The sequence below is a fragment of the Vibrio casei genome, assembly GCF_002218025.2.
In the GTDB taxonomy this organism is placed as follows: domain Bacteria; phylum Pseudomonadota; class Gammaproteobacteria; order Enterobacterales; family Vibrionaceae; genus Vibrio; species Vibrio casei.
Map to the genome: position 1 here is coordinate 375,695 of NZ_AP018680.1, position 16,006 is coordinate 391,700.

Annotated in this window: 13 protein-coding genes; 12 read left to right on the forward strand and 1 reads right to left on the reverse strand. The window is 41.1% G+C overall.

Annotated elements, in window-relative coordinates; genetic code table 11:
• Window positions 1–22 precede the first annotated feature (22 nt).
• From VCASEI_RS01805 to VCASEI_RS01845, 9 genes are all read left to right on the forward strand, one after another.
• On the forward strand, window positions 23–1,699 hold the full coding sequence (locus tag VCASEI_RS01805; RefSeq protein WP_086962948.1) for an N-acetylmuramoyl-L-alanine amidase: 1,677 nt from the start codon (window positions 23–25) through the stop codon (window positions 1,697–1,699).
• Between the two features lie 26 nt (window positions 1,700–1,725).
• Window positions 1,726–3,696: a DNA mismatch repair endonuclease MutL gene (gene mutL, locus VCASEI_RS01810; protein WP_086962936.1), complete on the forward strand. Its 1,971-nt coding sequence runs from the start codon at window positions 1,726–1,728 to the stop codon at window positions 3,694–3,696.
• Window positions 3,693–4,625: a tRNA (adenosine(37)-N6)-dimethylallyltransferase MiaA gene (gene miaA, locus VCASEI_RS01815; RefSeq protein WP_086962934.1), complete on the forward strand. Its 933-nt coding sequence runs from the start codon at window positions 3,693–3,695 to the stop codon at window positions 4,623–4,625. Before mutL ends, miaA begins: the two co-directional genes overlap by 4 nt.
• Window positions 4,626–4,978: 353 nt before the next feature.
• Window positions 4,979–5,257, forward strand: coding sequence for an RNA chaperone Hfq (gene hfq, locus VCASEI_RS01820; RefSeq protein WP_086962932.1), 279 nt, complete (start codon window positions 4,979–4,981; stop codon window positions 5,255–5,257).
• A gap of 50 nt (window positions 5,258–5,307) precedes the next feature.
• On the forward strand, window positions 5,308–6,615 hold the full coding sequence (gene hflX / locus VCASEI_RS01825; protein ID WP_086962930.1) for a ribosome rescue GTPase HflX: 1,308 nt from the start codon (window positions 5,308–5,310) through the stop codon (window positions 6,613–6,615).
• Window positions 6,616–6,643: 28 nt separating this feature from the next.
• A complete protein-coding gene (gene hflK / locus VCASEI_RS01830) occupies window positions 6,644–7,834 on the forward strand; it encodes an FtsH protease activity modulator HflK (protein WP_086962928.1) in 1,191 nt (396 codons plus the stop codon).
• A 2-nt stretch (window positions 7,835–7,836) separates the two neighbouring features.
• On the forward strand, window positions 7,837–8,820 hold the full coding sequence (gene hflC, locus VCASEI_RS01835; RefSeq protein ID WP_086962926.1) for a protease modulator HflC: 984 nt from the start codon (window positions 7,837–7,839) through the stop codon (window positions 8,818–8,820).
• 94 nt (window positions 8,821–8,914) lie between these two features.
• Entirely contained in the window at window positions 8,915–9,100 is a 186-nt protein-coding gene (locus VCASEI_RS01840; protein ID WP_238321381.1) for a DUF2065 domain-containing protein, read from the forward strand.
• A gap of 302 nt (window positions 9,101–9,402) precedes the next feature.
• Window positions 9,403–10,719: an adenylosuccinate synthase gene (locus tag VCASEI_RS01845; RefSeq protein ID WP_086962924.1), complete on the forward strand. Its 1,317-nt coding sequence runs from the start codon at window positions 9,403–9,405 to the stop codon at window positions 10,717–10,719.
• Window positions 10,720–10,790: 71 nt separating this feature from the next.
• Here the strand turns inward: VCASEI_RS01845 and hmpA are convergent, their stop codons facing one another.
• Window positions 10,791–11,954, reverse strand: coding sequence for an NO-inducible flavohemoprotein (gene hmpA, locus VCASEI_RS01850; protein WP_089110321.1), 1,164 nt, complete (start codon window positions 11,952–11,954; stop codon window positions 10,791–10,793).
• Between the two features lie 112 nt (window positions 11,955–12,066).
• Here hmpA and nsrR point away from each other — a divergent pair, with 112 nt between their 5' ends.
• The 3 genes from nsrR (at window position 12,067) to rlmB (ending at window position 15,917) form a co-directional block, all read left to right on the forward strand.
• A complete protein-coding gene (gene nsrR / locus VCASEI_RS01855) occupies window positions 12,067–12,492 on the forward strand; it encodes a nitric oxide-sensing transcriptional repressor NsrR (protein ID WP_086962920.1) in 426 nt (141 codons plus the stop codon).
• A gap of 119 nt (window positions 12,493–12,611) precedes the next feature.
• Window positions 12,612–15,098, forward strand: coding sequence for a ribonuclease R (gene rnr, locus VCASEI_RS01860; RefSeq protein ID WP_089110320.1), 2,487 nt, complete (start codon window positions 12,612–12,614; stop codon window positions 15,096–15,098).
• A 69-nt stretch (window positions 15,099–15,167) separates the two neighbouring features.
• On the forward strand, window positions 15,168–15,917 hold the full coding sequence (gene rlmB / locus VCASEI_RS01865; protein WP_086962916.1) for a 23S rRNA (guanosine(2251)-2'-O)-methyltransferase RlmB: 750 nt from the start codon (window positions 15,168–15,170) through the stop codon (window positions 15,915–15,917).
• Window positions 15,918–16,006: the final 89 nt, after the last annotated feature.

The following is a 16,006-nucleotide window of genomic DNA, read 5'->3' on the forward strand; positions in this document are numbered from 1 at the left end:
GTTCATAACTTTATTGTTAGGGATGTCATTTCAAGTTTCCGCGAATACATTGAATAGTATTCGTGTATGGCCCTCGCCCCATGACACTCGTGTTGTTATGGATATGGGCACAGAACCAACTTTTAGCTATTTTACCTTATCGAGCCCTGACCGTATTGTGGTTGATATCAAAAATACTACGCTAAAAACATCGCTACCAATTAAGGTGACAGACAGTAAAGTATTAACCAAAATTCGCCAAAGTAGTGCTCCAGAAACCGGGACTTATCGCCTGGTCTTTGAATTGAAAAAATCAGTGAAACCAGAAGTATTTAAATTACCACCAACAGCTGATGGACAATATGGTCACCGTTTGGTTGTGGATTTTTCACATGACGATTCAGGCTCTATTGATCATTCTAGTCTGGTTAATGTTTCTGCCCCTGCTGTGACTAAGCCGCTCTCAACAGTCAATTCTCGAGTGCCAACAAAGATTGTTGTCGCCATTGATCCAGGTCATGGTGGTGAGGACCCTGGGTCAATTGGTCCTACTCGTAAATATGAAAAACACATTACTTTAGCTGTTGCCAAAAAAGTGGTAGCTAAGCTTAATGCGACATCAAACATTCATGCGGTATTAACTCGTACCGGCGATTATTATGTTAATTTGAATAAACGTTCCGAAATTGCTCGTAAAAATAAAGCATTATTATTGGTCTCTATTCATGCTGACAGTTACACCACTTCAGGGCCTCGAGGAGCATCGGTATTTGTATTAAGTACTCGACGTGCCAACACTGAAATTGGACGCTGGGTTGTAAAAAAAGAAGAGCAATCTGAATTGCTTGGCGGTGGTGGAATCTTATTATCGAAAAATAGTAATGATAGAAACGTGAGTCAGACGGTATTGGATTTACAATTTAGTCATTCTCAAACGGAAGGCAATAAACTGGCCTTACATGTGATTAAGGAATTAAAGCAGATCACTCGTATGCATACTTCAAAACCAGTATATGCGAGCTTGGCAGTATTAAAATCTCCTGATATACCATCCATTTTGGTTGAAACGGGCTTTATTTCTAACCCCGCGGAAGAAAAGCTACTGGTTCAGAATTACCATCAAGATAAGTTAGCCGGTGCGATTTCGAATGCGGTTAAACAATATTTTAAAGAGAACCCTCCGGAAGGCATGATTGTGGTGAGCCACCCGTCGGGAGCCACTCATAAAGTAAGAAGCGGTGAATCGCTATCGGTTATTGCACAAAATTATGGCACAACAACCGCGAATTTAATTAAGTGGAATAATTTGAAGAGCACTAGTTTAGCGGTTGGACAAGAGCTGAAAGTGGCTTCGCCTGCAGTGGTTAAATCAAATACAGTAGAGTCAACACCTACTGCATTATCGTATAATTCCAATGTCGTCACTTATGTTGTTAAACGGGGCGATTATTTGGGTAAAATTGCAGAGCAATATTCAGTATCGGTAAGCAGTATTAAAACTCAAAATAACTTACGTTCAAACACATTAAAGTTAGGGCAAACATTGAGCATTACCGTTAAAAGCCCTGTTAAAGCGACAACTTATAAAGTAAGGCGTGGTGACTTTTTAGGTAAAATAGCCGATAAATATGGCGTAAGTGTTTCTGAATTACGCAAGGTGAATAACTTACGTTCAGACAGTTTGGCGGTTGGACAAAAGCTGACAATACCACAATCATAATTCACTCTTAATGGTGTAATAGCGTTATGGCAATTAAAATTTTACCGGCTCGACTGGCGAACCAAATTGCCGCTGGTGAAGTGGTGGAACGCCCTGCATCAGTTGTTAAAGAGTTAGTTGAAAATAGCATTGATTCAGGGGCAACTCGTATTGATGTTGATATTGAAAAAGGTGGCAGTAAATTAATCCGGGTTAGAGATAATGGATCGGGTATTGAAAAGGATGAGCTCAGCTTAGCTTTGAGCCGCCATGCTACATCTAAAATCCATAGTTTAGATGACCTTGAAGCCATTCTTAGTTTAGGCTTTCGTGGTGAAGCACTGGCCAGTATTAGTTCTGTATCACGTTTAACATTAACTTCTCGTACCGCCACTCAATCTGAAGCTTGGTCAGCTTATGCGGAAGGTCGTGATATGGCGGTTCAATTAACGCCTGCGGCCCATCCTGTCGGAACGACGGTTGAAGTGGTCGATCTCTTCTTTAATACCCCGGCACGCCGAAAATTTCTTAGAACGGAAAAAACCGAATTTACTCATATTGATGAATTGCTCAAGCGTATCGCTTTAAGCTGTTTCTCGATTTCAATAACACTACGCCACAATGGTAATGTGATTCGGCAGTACCGTGCAGCGAAAACAGATATTCAGATTGAAAAGCGAGTGTCCGCGGTATGCGGATCTCGCTTTATGGATCATGCTGTTGCGATCACACTTGATCATGATGAGCTTAAATTAAAAGGGTGGATAACCACACCTGATGGCGCACGCAGTCAAAGTGACTTACAGTATTGCTATGTAAATGGCCGTATGATGCGTGATAAGTTGATCAATCATGCTATTCGCCAAAGTTATGAGTCTGCATTAAGACCAGAGCAATTCGCCACTTATGTACTCTTTATTGATATTGATCCTCACCAAGTTGATGTGAATGTACATCCTGCAAAACATGAAGTTCGGTTTCATCAGTCGCGTTTAGTCCACGACTTTATCTACCAAGCATTGAGTGATGCACTGACACAAAGCATTGAGCTTGTGAAGCCATCTATTGCCAAATCGGCTTATGCGACACCATCGCATTTTAATGCTCAAGGCGATGATTATTCAGTGCAAGAGCCTGCTGTATCGTCTTTCTTAACTAAAAAACCAACCGATTTAAATCAATGGATTAGTGACGATGTTTTGATAAATAGTGACAGCGTAAAACCAAAGAGAAATCATCACCCTAACATGGCTTCTTCGAGCATTCAGCGAAAACAAACGGAGGCTTATCGAGCATTATTCGAGCCTGTTTTCCAAACACCTTGTATGGATGATAGTGGTGTTGCAGTCGATAGCTCGGATACAACAGAGTTAATCAAGCCGGGATTGCAAGGCAGTGATTCATTAACAAGTAAAGTCTTCAGAAATGAAGCGAGTAAAGTCGGAACCACGTTATTTCAAGTCACTGAATTAGGCAAAGCATTAACGATTTTAGAAGGGCAATACTTATTGATGCAAAATGGGCATGGTTGTTTATTGGTGGACTTAAATAAAGCGGCCAAACTTAGGGTTGAAGGACAATTAAGGCTAGCCGATAATCAAGCTTTGAAATCACAGCCATTATTAATTCCATTAAGCCTTCCAATGACTTTAGATGACATGGCGATTGTTGCGATAAACCATCAGGTATTCTCTCAGCTTGGACTTGATTTAAAAGCGAAAGGAAAAAACACTATCATGGTGATGGGGGTGCCTCAGCCACTACGTCAACAGAACCTACAACAGTTAATTCCTCAATTATTCGATTATTTGAAATCTCAATCCACAATTAATATGGGGTTGATTACCCAGTGGATAACGAGCAAGATTGTTGAGAATAAATCGCAATATACTTTTTCTGAAGCGATTCAAATTGTGTCAGATCTTGAGCATATTTGGGGCAAGGAGCTGCCTTTCAACCACTATAATTGGATTCAACCTGTAGATTTTTCTGCACCTATTTCGGCATTGCTATCATGACTCAATCATCATTACCTCTTGCTCTTTTTCTTATGGGGCCTACCGCCTCAGGAAAAACGGAACTTGCTATCCGCCTAAGAGAAAAGTTTCCAGTGGAAATCATCAGTGTAGACTCCGCTTTGATTTATAAAGGAATGAATATTGGAACGGCTAAGCCAAGTGCGGAGGAGCTGGCGCTTGCCCCACATCGGTTAATTGATATTTTAGAACCGAATCAGTCGTACTCCGCTGCGGATTTTCGTAAAGATGCATTACGTGAAATGGCAGATATAGTAGCGCAAGGCAAGATCCCATTGTTAGTGGGAGGCACCATGTTGTATTACAAATCGTTACTTGATGGTTTATCACCGTTGCCTGCAGCAGATGCACATATTCGTCAGCAAATTGAACAAGAAGCAAAAGATAAAGGCTGGGAGGCTTTACATAAGGAACTTGCCGAGGTCGATCCTGTCTCAGCTAAGAGGATTCACCCCAATGATCCTCAGCGTTTGTCACGTGCCTTGGAAGTTTTTCGTATTTCAGGCAAAAGCTTAACGGAATTGACTGAACAAAAAGGAGAAGCTATTCCTTATCGAGTAAAGCAATTTGCTGTGATGCCAAAAGAAAGAGCTGAGCTACACCGTCGGATCGAACTGCGTTTTGATAAAATGCTCGAAGCGGGTTTTGAGCAAGAAGTGAAAGATTTACATCAACGAGATGATCTTCACCTTGATCTACCTGCCATTCGTTGTGTAGGGTATCGTCAGATGTGGGAATATTTAGATGGTACTGGCACACTCGAGGATGCGATTTTCCGAGGAGTATGTGCTACTCGTCAATTAGCGAAAAGGCAAGTTACTTGGCTACGCAGTTGGGATGAGTTGACATGGCTTGATAGTGAAGATATTGATGCTTCTTTAGCACTTTTATCTGAGGCTATTGATGTTTGATAATAGAGTAAACCTAGCTTTTATGAACCAGTTCAAAAACTTGTACACTTAATCTTTAGTAAATATTGATGGAGACGAGCATCTTGAACTGGTTTAGGTATATACTATGAATGCGTGATAAAAGGTTATGTCAGAGCCATGTTTTCAAGGTAGAAACCCTGATGTAACAATAATCTTCAGCAGTCGAATGATTTCATTCGTTAATGCGGAATTTTTAGGGATAATTCTAAAAATATTAGCACTGCGTTTTTGTGTAAGTACTTTTGATTTTCTACGGTAAGTACCTTCTGGCAACAAAGTAGAGAGACAAAGTTAGCTAAAAATAAAACAACAAACAAAATAAGGAATATAAAATGGCTAAGGGGCAATCTTTACAAGACCCGTTCTTAAATGCGTTACGCCGTGAGCGCATTCCCGTTTCGATTTATCTTGTCAATGGTATTAAATTACAAGGTCAGATTGAATCGTTTGATCAGTTCGTGATCTTATTAAAAAACACTGTAAATCAAATGGTGTATAAGCATGCCATTTCTACGGTTGTACCTGCTCGTGCAGTGAGTCATCATACTGCGGAATCACGCCCTCAAGGCGAGCGTACAGAACGTCCTCAACAAGAGAATACTGAAGATTAATAATTATTTGTTAATGCAGAATCATCAACAATCATTAAGGAGCAAACTGCTTGTTTGACCGTTATGAAGCCGGTGAGCAGGCTGTACTTGTTCACGTCAACTTCACACAAGAAGGTGAGTGGGAAGACCTCAGCGAATTCGAAATGCTGGTGTCTTCTGCTGGCGTCACATCGCTACAAGTTGTAACAGGCAGCCGCCAATCTCCGCACACGAAATACTATGTAGGGACAGGTAAAGCTCAAGAAATTGCAGACACAGTAAAAGCGCTAGGGGCTGAGATTGTGATTTTTAATCACGCTTTGTCACCTGCACAAGAGCGAAATTTAGAATATTTATGTCAGTGTCGAGTTCTTGACCGTACCGGTCTTATTTTAGATATATTTGCTCAACGAGCGAGAACGCACGAAGGTAAATTGCAAGTTGAACTGGCGCAGTTACGCCATTTATCAACCCGCTTGATTCGTGGTTGGACTCACTTAGAGCGTCAAAAAGGTGGTATTGGTTTACGTGGACCGGGTGAAACCCAGTTGGAAACGGATAGACGTTTATTGCGTGAACGAATTAAAGCCATTTTGCGTCGCTTAGCAAAAGTTGCTAAGCAGCGAGAGCAAGGCCGTAAAGCAAGGCAAAGAGCGGAAATTCCGACCATTTCTCTTGTGGGTTATACCAATGCGGGAAAATCAACCTTATTTAACTGCATCACGGATGCTGGTGTTTATGCTGCCGATCAGTTATTCGCAACGCTTGATCCTACTTTAAGAAAGATAGAGCTCGATGATGTCGGAACATCAATCCTAGCCGATACCGTAGGATTTATTCGTCATTTACCTCATGATCTGGTCGCTGCATTTAAAGCAACATTGCAAGAAACGCAAGAAGCTGACATTTTGTTACATGTTGTGGATGCAAGTGATGACCGTTTTCGTGAGAATATCCATGCGGTAAATGAAGTGCTTGAAGAGATTGATGCCCATGAAGTTCCATCACTTTTGGTGATGAACAAGATTGATAGTATGGATGGTCAGAAACCGAGAATAGAACGAGATGATGAAGGTATCCCTCGTTTAGTCTGGGTTTCAGCAATGGAAGGACTAGGCATTGATCTACTTTTCACTGCGTTAACTGAGCGCTTAGCAAGCCAAATAGTTCAATATCAGTTGTGTATACCTCCTATGCATCAAGGTCGAATTCGGAGTGTTTTTTTTCAAATGAATGTTATTCAAGCGGAAAAATATGACGATGAAGGTAATTTATTGATCGATATTCGAATGCAACAAGTTGATTGGTTAAGATTAGAGAAAAGAGAAGGGGCAGTTTTGAGTGACTTTATCGTCACAAACATGGCTGCTACAGTATAACGTCATATCTATACGATGGAGCTTTCTAATGGCGTGGAATGAGCCAGGAAATAACAACGACAATAACGGCCGCGACAATGACCCTTGGGGTAAGAACAAAAATCGCGGCGGTCGTGAACAAGGTCCACCTGATTTGGATGAAGTTTTTAATAAACTTAGCCAAAAGTTAGGCGGGAAATTTGGGAAAAAAGGAAATGGCAGCCCTATCTTCGGTGGTGGCAGTGCAATGGGCTTTGGCGTTATTGTTGTCATTGCGATTTTGATTTGGGTATTCTCAGGATTCTATACCATTGGCGAAGCTGAACGAGGTGTTGTACTTCGTTTGGGTAAATATGAGCGCATGGTTGATCCTGGTCTTAACTGGCGTCCGCGTTTTGTGGATGAAGTGACCTCTGTTAACGTTCAAGCAATTCGTTCATTGCGTGCATCAGGTCTGATGCTGACAAAAGATGAAAATGTCGTTACGGTTGAAATGGGTGTCCAGTATCGAGTATCCGATCCTTATAAATACCTATACCAAGTAACAAACGCGGATGATAGCTTACGTCAAGCAACTGACTCGGCGCTTCGTGCGGTGATTGGTGATTCATTGATGGACAGTATTTTGACGAGTGGTCGTCAAGAAATTCGTCAAGAAACGGAAAAAACATTGAACCAAATTATTGATAAATACGATATGGGTTTGACCGTTATTGATGTGAACTTCCAGTCTTCACGCCCACCAGAGCAAGTAAAAGATGCCTTTGATGATGCGATTGCAGCACGAGAAGATGAAGAACGTTTTATCCGTGAAGCAGAAGCTTACAAGAATGAAATCTTACCGAAAGCCACGGGCCGTGCAGAGCGTTTGAAAAAAGAAGCTCAAGGTTATACAGAACGTACGGTTAATGAAGCGATTGGTCAGGTTGCACAGTTCGAGAAATTGCTTCCAGAGTATCAAGCAGCCCCGGGTGTGACTCGTGATCGTTTGTATTTAGATGCAATGGAAAAGATTTATTCTCATAGTTCGAAAGTGTTAATTGATTCGGAATCATCGGGCAATATGCTTTATTTGCCAATTGATAAGTTGATATCTCAGTCTCAAGCGCAGTCTACGAAGGCTCGTTCAGGTGACAAATCATCTTCAGAGTATGATGGTATTGAGCTTGAATCATCAAAAAATGGTGATGAGGCGAATCAAACAGATAGCACCAACTCAACACGTAAAGGGAGATTCTAAGCATGCGTAAGTTAATTATCCCTTTAGTGGCCATTTTAATTGTTGTAACTTTGATGTCGGTATTCGTTATTCCTGAAGGGGAGCGCGGTATTGTTATCCGTTTTGGTCGAGTATTGAAAGATACTAATGAAGTATCAAAAATTTACCCACCAGGGCTACATATTAAAATGCCTTTCTTTGATAGTGTGAAAACATTAGATGCTCGTATTCAAACTATGGATGGTCGTTCTGATCGTTTTGTGACCTCAGAGAAAAAAGACGTGATCATTGATACCTATGTAAAATGGAAAATCAGTGATTTCGGCCAATACTACCTTGCAACTGGCGGTGGTAATAGCCTGACGGCAGAAACCTTACTAGAACGTAAAGTGACCGATGTTCTTCGTTCTGAAATTGGTTCTCGCGAGATCAAGGAAATAGTATCAGGGCCTCGTAGTGATATTGTTGCTGTTGATACAATTCAAGATACTGATGCTATTCCTGTTTCAGCGAAAGAAGCGTTAGAAGTCGATGGTGAGCGTGATCAGATCATGGAAAATGTTCTTGATAATACTCGTGATAGTGCAATGAAAGACTTAGGTGTTGAAGTGGTGGACTTCCGTATGAAGAAAATCAACTTACCTGATGAAATTAGTGAATCTATCTATCGTCGTATGCGCGCTGAACGTGAATCTGTGGCTCGTAAGCACCGCTCTCAAGGCCGTGAAAAAGCTGAAGTTATTCGTGCACAGGCAGAACTTGAAGTGGCAACTGTAATCGCAGAAGCAGACAAAACAGCACGAGTTACTCGTGGTGATGCCGATGCTAAAGCCGCGGCTATTTACTCTAAAGCTTATAAACAAGAACCTGAGTTTTATAGCTTCTTACGTTCTTTGAAAGCATATGAGAAATCCTTTAGTAATAAGAGTGATTTGTTAGTGCTAGATCCAAATAGTGACTTCTTCAAATATATGAATGATAGTCGTGGGAAAAAGCCAACAAATTGATTCATTAGTGAATGAACGCTTTTAGAAAGGTCCTATTATGGGCCTTTCTTTTTATCTAGCGTTTTCCTATTAATGTATTTGGAGAGTGATCATTGTGACATCGTTAATTATCGCGGTAGGTTTATTGCTTATTTTTGAAGGAATGGGGCCAGCTCTGTTTCCCAAAGCATGGCGTAATATGATTGTCCAAATAGGGCAACAACCGGATTCACAATTAAAAAAAATGGGCAGGGGGTTGATTATTGTTGGAGCGATATTGGTTTTTATCTCACTTAATTAATCTAACAATGCGCTGTTGTTAGATAATGAAATTTGCCTAGTAATATCAATCACGGTAATTAACTGGTCAGAAGTTTTGTAGAAAAAAACGTTGAGAACAAGGAGAAAATTTTTGTTAAGTGGTTATTCTACAAACAAAATTTTTAACGACGTCATCGAGGTTTTTAACAAGCAAGAATGAATCAGGTAATTAGTACGATTGGTATAAATATAATCTGCATAAGAATTCATCCAGAAAATGGCTGCAACAAGGTTAAAGGGTATGCTAGAATCCTTTTTTAACTAGCAAGCAGACTTAGAAAAATGGGAAATAACGTTGTCGTTCTGGGCACCCAATGGGGTGACGAAGGTAAAGGTAAAATAGTTGACCTTTTAACTGAAGATGCAAAATATGTGGTTCGCTATCAAGGTGGCCACAATGCAGGTCACACTCTAGTCATTGATGGTGAAAAAACCGTTCTTCACCTAATTCCATCAGGTATTCTACGTGATAATGTAAAATGCATTATCGGTAATGGCGTAGTACTTTCACCTGACGCTTTATTAAAAGAAATGAAACCGCTTGAAGAGCGTGGCATTCCAGTTCGTGAACGCCTGTACATTTCTGAAGCTTGTCCTCTCATTCTTCCTTATCATATTGCTTTAGACCAAGCCCGTGAACTCGCTCGTGGTAAAAAAGCAATTGGTACAACGGGTCGTGGTATCGGCCCAGCTTATGAAGATAAAGTCTCTCGCCGTGGTTTACGTGTGGGTGATTTATTCGACATGGAATCTTTTGCACAAAAGCTGAAAGAAGTAATGGAATACCATAACTTCCAACTAGTGAACTACTACAAAGTAGAAGAAGTAAACTACGAAGAAGTGCTTGAGCAAGCTAAAGGCTACGCTGATCTACTGACTTCATTAGTCATTGATGTAACGGATGAGCTTGATGCTGCACGTCAACGTGGTGATAAGATCATGTTTGAAGGTGCGCAAGGTACCTTACTTGATATAGACCATGGTACTTACCCTTATGTAACGTCTTCAAACACGACTGCTGGTGGTGTTGCTGCTGGTTCTGGTTTTGGTCCTCGCCATATTGGTTATATTCTTGGTATCGCAAAAGCTTATTGTACTCGTGTTGGTTCAGGTCCATTTCCGACTGAGTTATACGATGGCTTAGAGAAGCAAGACCCAATTGGTAAGCACTTAGGTACTGTTGGCCATGAATTCGGTGCGACAACTGGTCGTTTACGTCGTACTGGTTGGTTTGATGCTGTCGCTATGCGCCGCGCAATTCAAATTAACTCTCTATCTGGTTTTTGTTTAACTAAGCTTGATGTACTTGATGGCTTAGAAGAATTGAAAATCTGTACCGGTTATCAAATGGATGATGGTACGGTTGCTGAAGTTTCTCCAATGGCGGCGGATCAGTTCGAGAAAGCGACACCAATTTACGAAACCATGCCAGGTTGGTCTGAAAATACTTTCGGTGCTAAGTCAGTTGATGCGCTTCCAAAAGCCGCTCTTGATTACATCAAACGTATTGAAGAATTAACGGGTGTACCGGTTGATATTATTTCAACAGGTCCAGATCGTAATGAAACTATCATTAAGGTTCACCCATTTAACGCTTAATCAGCGGTTAAATTGATAGTTAAAAAAGCCGACATAATTGTCGGCTTTTTTGTGTTTGTTATCGCCTTATTCTATAAAACTTTATGGGGACCAAAGCATTCGTAATGGATGTTCTCTTCAGGCACTTTTAATGTTACGAGTTGTTTAGCAACATATTGCATGAAAACGACTGGTCCACATAAGTAGAAATCAGTTTCTTGCCAATTAAGCTCATTTTGAATTTGTGATAAATCCATTAAACCATTGAAATCAGCTTCCCCATCTTTATACCAAGAGTATTGGTTGAGATGAGTGATTGAATCGGTCAGTTCATTCAAACGAGCTTTAAAACCATGGCGCTCACTATTATCAGTAGCATGCAACCAGTGGATAGGCGCTTGATGAGTTTCTTTAATGCTTTCAAGCATAGAGAGCATAGGCGTTAAACCTACTCCCGCTGAAATGAAAGCAATTGGAGTATTAGACTCCGTGGTTATAAAGAAATCGCCAGCTGGAGCAGCTAACTGAACACTATCACCAAGATTTACATGTGTATGTAAGTAATTCGATGCGATACCTTTATCTTCACGTTTTACTGAAATTCGGTAAGTATTTCCATTTGGTGCATCTGATAAGCTGTACTGGCGAATTTCTTGGAATTCAAGTTTGTCTGAATTTAAGTACACACCAATGTATTGTCCTGGTCGATAACCGATAACTGGTTGTCCATCAACAGGTGTAAGAACAAAACTAGTGATCACATTGCTCTCTTGTGTTTTCTCGATCACTTTAAATTCACGAGTACCACGCCATCCACCAATTTCTTGTTCTTTTTGTTGATAAATTTCTTCTTCGCGATTAATAAAGATATGTGCCAGCAATCCATAAGCTTCGGCCCAAGCATCTAATACCGCTTGCCCTGGATTCATTAACTCATCAATAGTGGCCAGCAAGTGGGTGCCTACAATTTGGTATTGATCGGCTGTGATATTAAAGCTTGTGTGTTTCTGGGCAATTTTTTCTACAACAGGCAATAATACTTCAATATTATCGATATTTGATGCGTAGCCATAAACAGCATTAAATAATGCTTCTCTTTGGCTACCAGTTTCTTGGTGAGTGATGTTAAAAACATCTTTCAGTTCAGGATGATGTTTAAACATACGCTCATAGAAATGGGCGGTCAGAGATGGCCCTGCTTCTGCAATTAGTGGAGCGGTCGATTTCACGATATCAATAGTAGATTGGCTAAGCATAATGAATACCTTTTTAAAGTTGCATTTTTAATGTATGTTTTAAGTTATATCTAAAATGTATCTTTTAAGCAACGTAATATTTATACTTGTCTAGCACATTTTAGGAGAAATAATGCAGCTCACTTCATTTACAGATTACGGATTACGTTCACTGATTTTTTTGGCTGCATTACCTGCTGGGGAGCGAACCAGTATTCAGGCGGTGAGTGATCGTTTTCGAATTCCTAAAAATCATCTCATTAAAATCATCAATAAACTGGCTCAGCTCGGTTATATTACGGCTGTGCGAGGAAAGAATGGTGGGATTAGCTTAGGGATGCCTGCTGAAAACATTGTTATTGGTGCGGTCGTTCGTGACTTAGAGCCATTGAAAATCGTAAATTGTTCGGAAAGTGCTTGCCATATTACCTCTGCTTGTCGTTTGAAAATTCAACTCTCTAAAGCCAAAGAGGCATTTTTGCAGCAGCTTGATGAGTGTACAATTAAAGATTTATTGGCTAATAATGATGAGCTTTTATTACTTTTAACACCCGTTTAACTGTTGTTTTGTCATCTTTTTACGCTTTAATTTATTTGGTGATCTAAACGATTTCTGTAGGTTAGCGTCGCACTCAGATATACTCTTAATTACACTTTGCGCATATAAGCAGGTTTGTCATGTCCGAAAATACTCATATTGATCCATTCGCAGATCGAGAATCACAAAATTACGAAAATCCAATTCCAAGCCGTGAGTTCATTCTTGAATTTTTAAAGGCGGCTAATGTACCAATGAATCGTAATGATTTGTTTGAAGCTCTTAATCTAAAAGGCGAAGATGAATACGAAGGTTTACGCCGCCGTTTGCGTGCGATGGAGCGAGATGGTGAGCTGATCTTTACCCGTCGTCAATGCTATGCCTTACCTGAAAAAATTGATTTAATTAAAGGTACGGTTATCGGCCATCGTGATGGTTTTGGTTGGGTTCGTCCTGAAGGTAGTGTTGGTAAAGATAATGATGTTTTACTGCCTCATCACCAAATGCGTACAGTTATTCACGGTGACTATGTGTTGGTTCAGCCAAATGGCGAAGATAAGCGTGGCAGAAAAGAAGGCCGCTTAGTTCGAATACTTGAAGCGCGCAAAACCAACCTAGTAGGACGATTCTTTTTAGAAGATGGTCATGCTTTTGTTGTGCCTGATGATTCTCGTATTAGCCAAGATATTTTAATTCCTGATGAGTTCCGAGAAGGTGCTCGTATGGGGAATGTTGTAGTCGTTGAATTGACCTCTCGCGCGACGCGTTCTCGTGGCATGATGGGAAAAATCGTTGAAGTTCTTGGTGAGAATATGGCGCCGGGGATGGAAATTCAAATCGCGATCCATACACACCAAATTCCAGATCAATGGCCAGTTGCCGTTGAAACGCAGGTTGAGCACCTCGGTGAAGAAGTACCAGAAGAAGCCAAAGAAGGCCGAGTGGATTTACGTGATTTACCACTGGTCACTATTGATGGTGAAGATGCCCGTGATTTTGATGATGCGGTTTACTGCCAAGCGAAAAAAGGTGGTGGTTGGCGTTTATGGGTAGCCATTGCCGATGTGAGTTATTATGTTCGCCCGAATACCGCGCTAGATAAAGAAGCGATTAACCGTGGTAACTCGGTGTACTTCCCATCGCAAGTAGTACCGATGTTGCCTGAAGTGTTATCGAATGGCCTGTGTTCTTTAAACCCTCAAGTGGATCGCTTGTGTATGGTGTGTGAGATGACAATTTCAGCATCGGGTAAGTTATCAAGTTATAAGCATTATGAAGCCGTAATGAACTCTCACGCTCGACTGACCTATAACAAAGTGAGTGATATTTTAGAGGGTAATGAAGAATTACGTGAACGTTATCATGCTCTAGTGCCCGATTTACAAGAGCTGCATAATATGTATCAAGTTCTTAAGGTGGCACGAGAAAATCGAGGTGCGATTGAATTTGAGAGTACAGAAACGAAATTTATCTTTAATGAGCTTCGTAAAATAGAACGCATTGAACCCGTTGTTCGAAACGATGCACATAAAATTATTGAAGAGTGTATGATTCTTGCCAATATTGCATCAGCTTCTTTTGTCGAAAAAGCTAAAGAACCTGCTTTGTATCGTGTGCATGATACCCCTGGGGAAGAACGTTTAACGGGATTTCGAGATTTTCTCGGTGAGTTGGGGTTAAATTTGACTGGCGGTTTTACGCCAACGCCTACTGATTATGCTGATTTGATTAAAGCGATTGGTGAGCGCCCAGATAAAGAGTTAATCCAAACCATGCTACTTCGGTCAATGAAGCAAGCGGTTTATAATGCGGATAATGCGGGACACTTTGGTCTGGCATTGCAACGTTATGCGCATTTTACCTCTCCTATTCGTCGTTACCCTGATTTATTACTTCATCGTGCAATTAAGTATTTGATTGCTAAAAATGAAGGAATAAATACGGACCGCTCTACTCCAACGGGTGGCTATCATTACACCTTTGATGAGATGGATTTTTACGGTGAGCAATGTTCGATGACTGAGCGTCGTGCGGATGATGCCACACGAGATGTCTCTGATTGGCTGAAATGCGAATATATGCAAGATCATGTCGGCGAAGAGCTAGACGGTGTGATAGCCAATGTCACCGGGTTTGGTTTTTTTGTGCGATTAAGTGAGTTGCATATTGATGGTTTGGTTCATATTTCGTCATTGGCGAATGACTATTATCAATTTGATCCTTTAGGGCAGCGCTTAGTGGGTGAAAGCTCAGGTTTAATCTATCGCTTAGGTGATACGGTAAAAGTAAAAGTGCTAGCCGTTAATCTTGATGACCGTCAAATTGATTTTGAAGTTGTGGGCACCGAGCGTCAGCCTAGAGGTAAAGGTAAAACCGCGAAGAAGCGGGCTACGAATGCGGATAAAAAGGCTTCTACTCAGAAAAAACAAACGGTGAAAGCGAATCAGCCGGGTCAGAAAGCGAAGCCTTTGGTTGAGCCAACGAAGCGACCTGATGGTAGCTCAGAAAAACCGAAAAAGAAAAAAGCGCGTAAGCCTAAAGGGGCTTCAGCGGGTAAACCTGGGACAAAACCTAAGCGTAGCAAGCCATCGGCTTCTAAACGCGCTAAAATGAAGCAAAGTTCTTAAGTTTTAGTTGACCTCATTACATAAGGTTCAGCATTAATAATGGGTGGCTGCACACCCTCAAGGTAGATAATGAGTAACGAATTTATTTTTGGCATACATGCCATTAACGCTGTGTTAGATAAAGACCCGGCGCGTTTAGTTGAAGCATTTGTGCTTAAAGGGCGTGAAGATGACCGCCTAATGCCAGTGATTAACCAACTACAAAAGTTTGGTGTATCTGTACAACAGATGGGACGTAAAGCGTTAGATGACAAAGCACAAGGTGCAAACCATCAAGGTATCATTGCCAAGGTAAAGCCGGCTAAACAATTAAATGAACATCATTTAGATGACATTATTAATGCTTGCCAAGCAAAAGGTGAGCAGCCTTTGTTATTGGTTTTAGATGGGGTAACCGATCCTCATAACTTAGGTGCTTGCCTTCGTAATGCGGATGCGGCTGGTGTTGCTGCGGTTATTGTACCAAAAGATAAATCAGCGCCTTTAACTGGCACCGTGAGCAAAGTGGCTTGTGGCGCTGCTGAAACGGTTCCTTTTGTTCGAGTTACTAACCTTGCCCGCACTATGAGAGCGCTGCAAGAGCAGGGTATCTGGTTTGTGGGTACCGCGGGTGAAGCGACTCATGATATCTACCAAGCTAAATTAACCGGACCTCTTGCGATAGTCATGGGGGCCGAAGGTGATGGTATGCGCCGCTTAACGCGTGAAACTTGTGACGATTTAATTAAGATCCCAATGGCGGGGAGCGTTTCAAGTTTAAATGTGTCGGTTGCAACCGGTGTCTGTTTATTTGAAGCCGTGCGTCAACGTTTAGGTTAAGTCGATTGTTGTTATAATCAATGGGGTTTAATCTTTTGAGAAAAACGAGTATTCGAATAGGATGCTCGTTTTTTTATTCGTAACTAGCT